This window comes from Nostoc sp. (genome assembly GCF_054880495.1).
Genome location: NZ_JBTYKD010000087.1, coordinates 24,566 through 36,422, shown reverse-complemented (window position 1 = coordinate 36,422; position 11,857 = coordinate 24,566). Strand labels below are relative to the sequence as shown.

General features: G+C 42.6%; 10 protein-coding genes and 1 pseudogene. 3 read left to right on the top strand and 8 right to left on the bottom strand.

Features of this window, described 5'->3' with window-relative positions; translation table 11 throughout:
* Together ACYTXL_RS09980 and ACYTXL_RS09975 are read right to left on the bottom strand one after the other, a co-directional pair.
* Nucleotides 1–1,639: choice-of-anchor Q domain-containing protein (locus tag ACYTXL_RS09980; RefSeq protein WP_461924590.1), on the bottom strand; the 1,639-nt coding region annotated here is incomplete at its 3' end.
* A 759-nt stretch (nt 1,640–2,398) separates the two neighbouring features.
* Nucleotides 2,399–2,542 (bottom strand): hypothetical protein, encoded by a 144-nt coding sequence (locus ACYTXL_RS09975; RefSeq protein WP_461924589.1) that lies wholly within the window; start codon nt 2,540–2,542, stop codon nt 2,399–2,401.
* A 60-nt stretch (nt 2,543–2,602) separates the two neighbouring features.
* Here ACYTXL_RS09975 and thiD point away from each other — a divergent pair, with 60 nt between their 5' ends.
* From thiD to ACYTXL_RS09960, 3 genes are all read left to right on the top strand, one after another.
* Nucleotides 2,603–3,424: a bifunctional hydroxymethylpyrimidine kinase/phosphomethylpyrimidine kinase gene (gene thiD / locus ACYTXL_RS09970; protein WP_461924588.1), complete on the top strand. Its 822-nt coding sequence runs from the start codon at nt 2,603–2,605 to the stop codon at nt 3,422–3,424.
* Between the two features lie 349 nt (nt 3,425–3,773).
* Nucleotides 3,774–4,382, top strand: coding sequence for a hypothetical protein (locus ACYTXL_RS09965; protein WP_461924587.1), 609 nt, complete (start codon nt 3,774–3,776; stop codon nt 4,380–4,382).
* Between the two features lie 334 nt (nt 4,383–4,716).
* A complete protein-coding gene (locus tag ACYTXL_RS09960) occupies nt 4,717–5,055 on the top strand; it encodes a P-II family nitrogen regulator (protein WP_292800919.1) in 339 nt (112 codons plus the stop codon).
* Between the two features lie 287 nt (nt 5,056–5,342).
* Here ACYTXL_RS09960 and rdgB read toward each other — a convergent pair whose 3' ends face one another.
* The 6 genes and pseudogenes from rdgB to aroF form a co-directional block, all read right to left on the bottom strand.
* Nucleotides 5,343–5,933 carry an RdgB/HAM1 family non-canonical purine NTP pyrophosphatase gene (gene rdgB, locus ACYTXL_RS09955; protein ID WP_461924586.1) on the bottom strand — a complete coding sequence of 197 codons (591 nt, stop codon included), beginning with the start codon at nt 5,931–5,933 and terminating at the stop codon, nt 5,343–5,345.
* A 95-nt stretch (nt 5,934–6,028) separates the two neighbouring features.
* Entirely contained in the window at nt 6,029–7,465 is a 1,437-nt protein-coding gene (locus ACYTXL_RS09950; protein ID WP_461924585.1) for a phosphoglucomutase/phosphomannomutase family protein, read from the bottom strand.
* 442 nt (nt 7,466–7,907) lie between these two features.
* On the bottom strand, nt 7,908–8,387 hold the full coding sequence (gene fcmC, locus ACYTXL_RS09945; RefSeq protein ID WP_461924584.1) for a filament morphology membrane protein FcmC: 480 nt from the start codon (nt 8,385–8,387) through the stop codon (nt 7,908–7,910).
* Nucleotides 8,388–8,392: 5 nt separating this feature from the next.
* A complete protein-coding gene (gene fcmB, locus ACYTXL_RS09940) occupies nt 8,393–9,538 on the bottom strand; it encodes a filament morphology actin-like protein FcmB (RefSeq protein ID WP_461924583.1) in 1,146 nt (381 codons plus the stop codon).
* Nucleotides 9,539–9,781: 243 nt separating this feature from the next.
* Nucleotides 9,782–10,051: pseudogene (locus ACYTXL_RS09935) on the bottom strand (DedA family protein); the annotation flags it as partial.
* A 45-nt stretch (nt 10,052–10,096) separates the two neighbouring features.
* On the bottom strand, nt 10,097–10,969 hold the full coding sequence (gene aroF / locus ACYTXL_RS09930) for a 3-deoxy-7-phosphoheptulonate synthase (protein WP_461924582.1): 873 nt from the start codon (nt 10,967–10,969) through the stop codon (nt 10,097–10,099).
* Between the last annotated feature and the right edge of the window lie 888 nt (nt 10,970–11,857).

Sequence of the window (11,857 nt, the reverse complement as noted above, 5' to 3'; positions counted from 1 at the left end):
CATTGCTAGCTGCCCCTAAACTGGTGATTTGAAAATCACTAGCCTTACTAAAACCCCTTCCCACAGCAGAAGTAATGGCAGTAAAGGTGGTCTTATCCAGAACAATTTTGTCCCCTTGAGAGTGATTGAAGTCAGCGATCGTATCAATACCCACAGTAGCGCTATTAAAGGCAGCATTGGTGTTGAAGAGGAAAGAGTCTGCACCCATACCACCCACAAGAGTATCATTGCCTTTTCCACCAATCAGAAGATCATTGCCAGTACCGCCCTGGAGTAAGTCGTTACCACTGTTGCCATTGATGGTGTCATTACCCCCTAGACCATTAATCACATCGTTGGAATTGTCAAACCCGGCAATGTTGTTGTTCAAGTTATTGGGGATGGTGACGCTGGAGTGGGGAGCTTCGTATGCACCAATATCAATCACTGCGGTGCCATTACCATCGCCATCCTGGGGAACGTTCTTAGTGATGCTATTGAAGGCATTAGAACCAGCATCAATCGCAGGACTTCCAGGTTTGAGCGCAAAATTCGCGTGGGCTGCATCAACAAATTGGGGATCTTTACCCAAAATATTCCGCAATCCTGTAGCCTTTAAATTATCTGAAGCTTGGAATTTATTCGAGTTATAAACAAGGTTGTGGTCAAAGTTGACATTCGTAGAATAGTTAAGAACATTCGCCGCTTGATTGTCGCTGGCATACATAATATTGTTCTCGACTGTAACATTCGCTGAGTAATTGACTTTAATCTCTCCGGTATTAGTGACAACCCGGCTATTTTGGTAAACTGTATTGTTGACAATATCTACATTTTTTGCTGCAAAAGCGTCGATGCCAGAGTTGCCATTGTTGTAGACTATATTATTCGCAATTAAGGTTTTGCCTAGATAAGGTGTTCCATCTTTAGTCTGATTAGTAGTATCAAGCATAATCCCATGTCCTTCAGTGATTTTGCCTGCGACACTCCACGGGACCAAACTTTGATTATCGTAAACAATATTGTCTTCGATAATCATTTTGTAATCAGTCGTATTGTTATCAAAGTTAAAACTGCGATTAAGACCCAATCCCTGAGCACCATAAGGTGAATACCAAGCGTTTCCAGACACAATGTTTTTCTCAAATGTGATGTAGTCTGAATCCATAGCTCCGATGCCTCCACCTGGAAAGTTACGGACTGTGTTACCAGAGATGACAATGTGATGAGAATTAGTACCACCTACTCCTTGTGCATTTGTCCAGCTTTTAATTTCAATTCCACTGGAATTAGTTAAGGGGTTGTTGAGATTATCCTTCTGTTGTAAGGCATATTGTAGAGTGATGTTTTCCCGATTGCCTTCTAGATCAAGTCCTTCAACCCGGACGTAGGAGGAACTAAATATATTAATGCCAGCTCCGGTTGTTTTTATCGTCGGCGTAGCCCCGGGATAAGCTTTTATTGTTGTCCAGTTATCTGCTGAACCATTAAAGTTAAAAAGCGTAAACCCTTTGTCATAAGTTCCGTTCATGACATAGAGTGTGTCGCCTGTTTTCATCCGATACACTGCTGTGCCCAAGGTGCGAAACGCAGTTCCTTCATTTAAGCCGTTATTGTTATCATTGCCTGTTCCAGAAACGTAGTATGTGTTGCCAGCCATAGATTTACTCCGAATGTGTGTAAGGTGAATTGGTAGTACAGTCTCAGCAACTTTCTTCAGTTACTAAGTAGTTATTTGAATCGGTGATTTGTCTGGACTTTTCACGACAGTCACAGTTATCCGAACGCGATTTGAAATCGCATCAGTTGTAGAAAGGCTGTTGTCAAACTGAAAATTTTTCTCCTGTCAACCGTTGATGGTTAAACCAGGGATATCGATACTGTTAATCGTCAGGGTTTTGTTGAGGGTGAGATCGGACGATTAGTGCATAGATACTTCGCCTCCGGGCTTGTCGTCAGATATTGTCTGATTAACAAGGCTGGATGGAGTCGAATTGAATTGTATCTTCATCTGTAGCAACCGCGATTGCTGCTCTTTGCGAGCTAGCTTTCCTATCTGCTATATTCGATACGGTAATCATATTTGGCATAGGAATTCCTCTGAACTTTATCCGTTGTCTTAGGTCAGGAGGTTGCTAAATTGGTATGGTAGAATGCAGCCTTGGCTAATAACTGGGGACTTAAAGTTACAGTGGTAAAAGTTAAATTGATTGAAACTTTAGTCGGTTGACCCCTTAAGTTAAGGGAACTAATCTAAGAACTTAGTTGAACCTGTTGTAAGTGGTGTAACTGAGCTTTGTGGACTTATGTCTTAAAACTAACCTTTACAAATGGTGCTTGTTATCAGCAAATACGCTGAATTTAGTTATTCTTTTTACAGAAAAAAGGGATTTTCACCTAAAATTCGTGGTGAGTGCTATTAATTTCCAGACTGATATGGAGATGGAGGGGGCTTTGTGCGAAGATTTGATGAAGTTTCTCTAAATATTTTTAAAGAAGCGATGCCTTGTCTACCAGACGCGATGAGCCGAACTTCTCCCTTGGCGTAGCGTCTGCTAGACATAGTTCATCAATCTTTGAGATAGTTTGGTTTGATTGCCCCGACTTACTTAATCTTTATAATATGAACACTGAAATAAACTTCAGAATACCTGTTGCTTTAACCATTGCTGGTTCAGATAGCGGTGGCGGTGCAGGAATTCAAGCTGATTTACGTACCTTTGCTTTTCACTGTGTCCACGGTACTAGCGCTATAACTTGTGTGACGGCACAAAACACTCTAGGAGTGAAGAGGGTTGATGCCATGCCAACAGAGGCTGTTGTGGCGCAAATTCAGGCAGTGGTTGAGGATATTGGTGTACAAGCTGCCAAAACGGGAATGTTGCTCAATCAGGAAATTATCTTTGCTGTTGCCCAGCAGGTGGAAGCTTTACAAATCGATAATCTAGTAGTTGATCCAGTAATGGTGTCACGTACAGGAGCACAATTGATTGATGATGATGCTGTGAAGACTCTGTGCCATGCCCTGATTCCCAAGGCGGTTATTATCACGCCCAATCGCTACGAAGCCGAGATTTTGAGCGGTTTACAAATTAATTCCTTGGAGGATATGCAAGCTGCTGCTGAAATTATTCACAAAAGTTTAAGGACGAAGGCTGTTTTAGTCAAAGGCGGAGGTATGCAGGGAGATTTACGTGGCGTTGATATCTGGTTTAATGGGGACAAGTTGGAAGTTTTGACTACAAAACAAGTAGAGACAAAAAATACCCACGGTACTGGTTGTACACTATCGGCTGCGATCGCTGCTAATCTGGCTAAGGGAAAAGACTTGTGGCAGGCTGTGCAACAGGCAAAAGAATATGTGACTACTGCACTCACTTACGCCCTAGATATTGGACAAGGGCAAGGCCCTGTGGGGCACTTCTTCCCATTGTTACGAAATTAACCTTTTGTGATCAAGGGGATTGGGAACTGGGGCATGGGATGGGGGCAGAGGGAGCAAGGGAGGTAGAGGAGAAATCATTAAAATGCCCAATACCCAATCCTTGATCATAAATCTTTGCCTTTGCCCTTTCGGCATTTTTCTATTATTCTTAGGCATAGTTTCAGGGCTAACCGAAAAATAAAAGGATACAAGCCTCTAAATTTATTTATGGGGATTGTTAATTTTGAATTCGGAACATATCCCTTTCGGGAAGCAAGCTACGCGCAACGTCTCCTTAGAAGCGATGTGACTATCTCTGTTAGCATCTCTGTACGATCTAATTACCTTGATTTTTAATACCAAGCCCCCGATGCGAACAACCATAGGTTCTGTTCACAGGAATTCGCCAACACCGACTACTCAAGCCTACCCTCCCTCTGTACCACTATCTGTATACAGGGAATTGTCAACAGAGTTGCAAGCAGCACAGGCGAGGCTAAATGCACTCACCACCCAAAATCAGCAATTAGCACAAGAAAATCAACTATTACGCCAAGAAATTACCAAAGTCGTTGAGTCTTTTTCTCACTTGCAAAATTTTGTTAATTCCCATACTATACCTAGTTATCACCAAGTCCCTCAAGCTCCTGGCGATGTTAAAAGTGCTGCCAAACAGCCAGTGAGACAAGCGTCTCCACGTCAGCAGGTTTCTCGTCCGCATCCACCTGTTGTTCCCAAAGCCCCACCCGAAAAAAGCCACCGCCAAGACTTTTCTAGACCTGTAATGGAAATAAATTTCCCGATACCAGAACCAGTTTTTATAGAAGAGCAACAAGTAAGTTATTATTCCACTACTCAACCAGATGCCAAGGAACTCAATGGCTGGTGGTTAATTATCACCATTTTGTTAATTATGCTGACTGCCTTTAGTGCTGGATATTTCGTTGTGCGTCCCTTGTTTGAACATCAGAAACGTTAGTTGACACTCCCAGAGTCAGCAACAGCAGACTTTCAGGCCACCGTACAATTTGTCTGTAATCACTCTCTAAATATCCGAACAAATCTGCTAAATGGCGGAGTTGATCTATTTTTAGGTTATAAAAGCTAAATTGATAGCAACTTCTTTATGTTAAAACCCAATTAATAAATCCTGGCTAGTTCTCATGTCCTAAAGCCTCAAGCAAAGCATCTAGACTTTAAAAAAAGTGGTAATTATTACATATCTTTTAGCAAAAGCACTGCTAGTTACAGCTTCAGACAACGGATCTGGTTAGATATATAAACGAAGCTAGTAGAAGTCAGGAGTCAAGAAGATGAAAAAAGTAGAAGCTATTATCCGGCCATTTAAGCTAGATGAGGTGAAAATTGCCTTAGTTAACGCTGGTATTGTTGGCATGACTGTTTCTGAAGTTCGGGGGTTCGGACGGCAGAAAGGTCAAACTGAACGGTATCGTGGTTCTGAGTACACCGTTGAGTTTCTGCAAAAACTCAAAGTGGAAATCGTAGTTGACGACAGTCAGGTTGATATGGTGGTGGATAAAGTTATTGCAGCTGCCCGCACTGGTGAAATCGGCGATGGTAAAATTTTCATCTCGCCTGTTGAGCAAGTGATTCGGATTCGCACCGGGGAAAAGAATACAGAAGCAGTTTGAGTGCTGATAAGCTTCTGAACTATATGCGTATATATGACTTAATAAGTCACATATACGCCTATTCCCACGTCCTACTGGCTACAGGCTACGACAAAAACTAGCTTTACTCTTGACATAGAATATACGTACTATGTATATTTTATATATAATATATATATAAAAACAGAGGTAAAGATGTTTTGAGCAAAAAAACTTTAATCACGCTTAACTTGTCGGACTCTGAACTTGAGCTACTAAATAGTCTTAGTGAAAAAAAGGACATGAATAAGTCACCTAAAATCAGATCTTCACCCCAACTCAGGACTCAGTACTGTTTTTAGTTGCGGAAGTAAAGCAGCAAAAGCCTTACCTCGATGGCTAATTGACCCCTTCAACTCCCGTGTCATCTGAGCAAAGGTTAATTGCAACTCTTGAATATAAAAAATTGGATCGTAGCCGAAACCACTATCACCACGCGGTGTATGGAGAATTTCGCCGCGACAAATACCTTCAGATTCTAATACGATCGCACCATCAGGACGAGCGATCGCTACTGCACAAACAAATTGAGCTTGCCGATTTACTTCGTTGCCTAATTCCCTCAATACCCTAGCAATGCGTTCTGAGTCCGTTTTGGCGTAACGTGCAGAATACACCCCTGGTGCGCCATTTAGGGCATCTACTTGTAAGCCCGAATCATCAGCGATTGCCCAGTTTCCTGTGGCTTTAGCAATTTGTGACGCTTTCAGACAAGCGTTAGCAGCAAAGGTTTCACCCGTCTCTTCAATTTCCAATTCTTCAGGTTTGAGGGTTAATTCCCAACCAGAATTTTCCAGGTAAGCCTGCATTTCCCGCAACTTACCTGGATTTCCTGTGGCTACTACAAGTAATTTGGTCATTGGTCATTGGTCATTTTGGTCATTGGTCATTAGTCATTGGTCATTAGTCATTGATCATTTACCAAGGACAAAGGACTAATGACTAATAATTAATTTTACTCCGCCCACTCTTTCGCCCAAGCAAGAGTTTGATGTACTTGCTCAATTGTCGGGGCTTCGCAGTAGAGGCGTAAAACTGGCTCAGTACCGCTAAACCGAATCATTAACCAGCTTTTATCAGCGAGGCGGTACTTGTAGCCGTCAATTGTCTGGCAATCAATTACTGCTAACCCTGCAATTTCTGTTAAGGGTTGGCTTTGCAGTTGTTGCAAAAGACGCGATCGCACTTCCATACTTGCTAAGGGTAAATCAATGCGATCATAAGCTGAGGTAAACCCTGTCTGCTTCTGCAACTGGCGATAATATTCACCTAAATCCAAACCAGATTTTACAATTGCCTCTAATACATACAATGCTGACAGCAGGGCATCACGTTCGGGAATATGGCTGCCGTAGCCAATTCCTCCCGACTCTTCGCCACCCAGCAATACTTTTGCTACTAACATTCTGTCAGCGATGTATTTATAACCAACTGCTGTTTCAAAGACTGGCAGGTTATGTAGTGCTGCTACAAGGGGCATCAAGTCGGAACCACTAACAGTTTTGACTATTTCACCACTAAAGCCGCGCCGCAGGGTTAAGTGGTCGATTAATATCGGGATTAATACTTGGGAACTTAGGAAGTTAGCTTCTCCATCCACTGCTGCAATGCGATCGCAATCTCCATCAAATACCAACCCCACAGTTAAACCTGATTTATCTGTTTCTCGGTGAGTTTTGATAACTTCAAATAGTTTTGAAAGGTATTTAGGCAAGGGTTCCGGCGCACCTCCACCAAATAGGGGATCGCGTTCTGAGTTGATTTCTTTGACCTGATTACCTAGTAGTCTCGCCAATCCGCCAGCAGCAGCGCCATGCATGACATCGGCAAATAACGTCAATTTGCCAGAGGCGATCGCTTCTCGAATTTTGGCGATATCAACTTTACCTTCTAGTGCTTGGGTATAACTAGGCCAAGGATCGAATTTCTCTTGCTTGCCTGGGGTAGCTGCTAGTGGTACTCCAACCGACAACTGTGCTTCTATCTCTTTTGTAACTTCTGGCGGCACTGAACCACCAAAATAACCCTTGACTTTTAAACCCAAGTATGCGCCAGGATTATGGCTGGCCGTAATTACCAGCGCCCCTAAAGCATTGAGTTCTTTTGCTGCCCAACTATAAGCTGGGGTTGGGGCATAGCCATCGCTCAAAAGTACATCAAATCCAATAGCGGTGACAGTATCGGCAACAGCACGAGCAAAGTCTTCGGCCATGAATCGGCGATCGTAACCGACTATAATTGTCCGGCTAGCCACGGTAGAATAGTATGTATCATATAATACTTTTGCGGCAACTGGTGCGACCAGGGCTAGACGTTCAAAGGTGAACTCGTCACCAATAACGCCCCGCCAGCCGTCTGTACCAAACTTGATTGAGTTAGCTACAACTGGCATCTAGGTATCCTAACTGTCTACTTGAGGATTCTAGCATTCATACAGTGTATAAAGTAAAAAAAGAATCTAGTAATAATATGTACTAATAATATTCAACACAAAAGTTAGCAAATTTGCGTATTGTAGCTGCTGGGGAAGCTTGGGCTGTGGGGAAATAAAACTTCTTGATTCTGTCCTTTGACAATAATATTAGTGTAAGAATTAGCCATTATGTTATCTAATCAAGAGTTAGCCCAAAATTTGTTTGGAAATTAGGCTTTGGCATCAAATAAGAAGAATACTAGAATAGTTCAACTGGAATTATCCTGATGATTCGCTATTATGTGCGATCGCCCCACGTACACAAATCTATTTATATATATAAACATTAATAATCCTTAATAGTAAACACTATTAAGGATTGTTAATATGAGCAAAAACTACTCACAAACCTGATTGTGGCTTAAAAATCATCGAGAAACTGACTAAGGCGACTGATTAAGGGGTCAACCTCTTGAGGAGGAGTAGCAACAGTATAAGAAGTATTATTTACTACTTCTAATTGAGATGGAGACTGAATAATTGATCGATCATTGATTATAAGCGCCAGTTGTGCAACTTGTTGAGAAAGTAGCAGTAAATGGTGTTCCATCGCCTCCAAACGATTAGATCCCTTGGCAAAAGAACGTTCCTCAAGTCCAGCCACTTGACGTTGCAGTTCACCAATTTGTTGTTCAATCGGTGTTATTGCTGCTGTTTGTGGAGCAGGTCGTACAGATTCCGGTACACATAAAGATTGCCACAAGGCTTCTTTACAGAGGTCACTGAAAGTCTTGTCTGGTTGTTTTTCCAAATAACTTTCTACTTGTGCTAACAAGCTTTCATCAGCAAGCTCTGGGTTGAACGTGACGGATTTAACTACCTTTTTTGACCATTGGAACATCAGCTTTATGCCCTAGCAGCGCGATTTGAGGATAATTGTGCCTCTCCATAAATATACTGCCCCAAAGCATTCGCTTGTCGGGAAGGTGCTGCTAAATGAGCATTAATCTTTGCTTCTTTGAGCAGACGTTGAACGTCGTCCCAGAAGAACTCACCACCCCCTCCAGTCAGAATCACATCAGTGACGCGTTCTGGCAACCAAGCTAGCACACGGCTACAGATTTCCCGAGAAAACATCTCCGTGAGGTTGGGAAGAAAATCGTCTAAGTTGGTGGGCTTGCTAGCGCCTTTAGGACGGTAATAGCGTTCACCTCTGGGTTTGTTCACCGTAGAAATCAGCGCTAGAGATTGACTATCTGCTCCTTCGATTTCGGCGGACACCAATTCATAAAACTTATTCATCCCGAAGTCTTCGCTCTTAGAAGCACCTCTGGCAAAACGGAAGTTATCTACCATCAACAAATCGACGGTTTGATGTCCAATATCGACGATCGCCACCGATATTTTTGTAAAATCGGGACTGCCAGGGCTTTTCTTCGGTTGAGCTTCAGACCATAGTAGGCTGCCGTAACCCTCTGGCATTACCCATACTTTGCTGACGTTCAGCGATATAGATTCGCCTCGGAAGTTCAATACATGAGGACCACCGACTTGGCTAATCAACTGTGCTTTTTCCTTTTCAAATTGCTCTAAGGAAAGAAAAGGCAGACCCAGTACGACTGAAATATCATTTTTTAGTTTGAAGTAGCCAGCACTTGCTAACACTTTTACCAGTGCAGCTTCTACCTTAGATTGGCCGACTCCTAAATTTGCCCCAAAATCTGCTGCTAGTTGACCAACAGCATATCCATTTCCTTGATACTCCAACCACAAATCCATTAAGGGGTCAGTAGCCCTGGCTTCAAAAACACCGCCACGTACTTGTTCTATTGACATCTGCTTGACGTTGGAAGGTACGAACACTACATTGTTCGGTTCGCGGCTCACACAAGTTTTTGTGGAAGTTCTGCCTAAATCAACACTGAGAATAGTTTTTCCACCAGCGACTGGGATGGCAGGAGTCACAGCATTGATGGGAGTCGATGCTGAGACTCTATTCATCGGTATAGCGGCGGCATTCATTGGGGTAGCTGCGGAAGGTTGGTCTGTCATGAAAGCTCCTAATTCAAACTTCACTGTAAAAAGTTGTCATGCTGATCTTACAAAAATACGAGCAACTAGAAATTCTAGGTTGCGTCAAGTGTAGCTAGAAATACGCCAAAAATTAATTCCGGCGATACATCTGGTGGATTCTGCCAACAATACATCTAGTATTATTTGGCATAGTGTAGGCGAATTTTGGCCAGATGTAACCCCTGCTTTCACTACTTTCAAACCAAAAGCGGCCGTGTTCCATCTTCTACTACGTCTTAACTGGTACTTGAATATCCAGAAAACAAATGCCAAAATCAAACCCCCAAGTACGATTTTGGATACAGGAGCAAGGTACTTGTCCACAAGTTCATACTGACTACCCAACGCGTATCCTGAGTATGTTAGCAAACCCACCCAAGCAGCGCTACCTAATGTTATGTAAAACAAAAATGGTAGCAAGTGCATATTAGTGATTCCTGCGGGAACAGAAATCAAGGTGCGGATTCCGGGTACAAGACGACCAATTAATTGCTCAGGGTAAGATCTACGGTGGTAAACTATGCTCTCAACTGAGATTTAAGCAGCACAAAAAATTGGGACAGGTTTCAAACCCGCCCCGATCGCTTCTGATATATTGCGCCCAACGGCTGTTGCTACAGGCTTTAAACTATCAACTAAATGCACCATATCTTCTAAAGAAAGTGCTTGACGGGCATCAGAAACAGATTTTTCTGGCTCTGGATGACATTCAATAATTAATCCATCTGCACCGCAAGCGATCGCAGCTCTAGATACAGGTGCTACCAACTCTCGTTTCCCGACGGCATGGGAAGGATCTACAATCACTGGTAAGTGAGTGATTTGCTTGAGTGCTGCCACTGCCCCTAAATCCAGGACGTTGCGAGTGTAATCATCAAAGCTGCGGATACCTCTTTCGCACAACACCACATCAGGATTACCGTGGCTGAGGATATATTCAGCAGCCATGACAAATTCTTCAATTGTCGCTGCTAAACCACGTTTGAGCAGTATTGGTTTACCAGCTTGTCCCAAAGCTTTGAGCAAGTCGAAGTTTTGCATATTGCGGCTACCAACTTGAAGCATATCAGCGTGAGCGGCGACTACTTCAATTTGGGAAATTGACATTACCTCCGTGACAACTGGCATATTGTAATGCGATCGCACCCTTGCCAAAATCTCTAATCCTGACTCTCCCATACCCTGGAAAGCGTAAGGAGATGTGCGGGGTTTGTAGACACCGCCACGCAACCCCTGTACGGATGCAATAGATAGCTTTTGGGCGACTATCTCCATTTGTTCTAAGCTTTCAACAGTACAGGGACCGCCAATAATTACCAGTTCTTCGGCTCCGAAAGCAACTTTTTCTGAAAGTTTAACAATTGTCTGGTGGTTCGGATGAGATTTTATAGCAAGTTTGGCATTAATCATGATTTGATTCTCCTAACAAATTAAGTATTAGACAATTCAATTTTGGATTTTAGATTTTGGATTAAATTTCAATCTAAAATTCTTACTCCCCACTCCCCAATAACAACAAAAAAGCCCGAAACCTTTGAGGATTTCCGGGCGCGTTCTGATTCATCGACATGACGCTATTTACCCGGAACTTACTCTGGGCCAAAAGTAAAAGCCATAAAACCAGCTGCTAAAATAAGTCATGACGATGAAATTCTCCTTAAAAAAACAAAAACCGCAGAGTTGCCTCTGCGGTTCACCGGGCGGTTTCCGTTAGGAAACTCGATTCACTCCCGGTGAACCACCTTAAACCAAAAATAAAAGTAGGAATTTGTGTTAAGCATTTCTGGGGCTTTTGCTGGAAAACTTAAGAATTATACGTATGTATGCTAACATTACCAGGAAAAGTACGCGGTGTCAAGACCCCCACAAACCATAAAAAAGCGATAGACTCAGTAGAACTGTGGGAGTCAAGACTAGTACAGTTTGGCGTAAATAAACCACCGATTCCAAATTAATACTTCTCTACCAGACGCTGCGCCTAGCTTGCAACTCCTGCGGAGTAGGGCAAGGCTCAGTGACCACGCCAACGGCAGAGCTACGTAACCAGGAAACCCTTATCGCTGTATACCTATTTGAATTTGGAATTTGGAATTCCCCCTTGCGTTAGTAGTTACTTGTTTGCCTAAACGAAGATAGTGGCTTGTCATTAGATATCACCATAGTTATATAAGTTTACAAATATTGCTGTGTCATGACTAATGGGTAGTGTAAAGGATTAAAAATCAATAGTGAAAAATCTAAAAATTCCGAATATGTCCATTTTTTAATGAATAGAATACAGCCAATTCAAAGTAATCA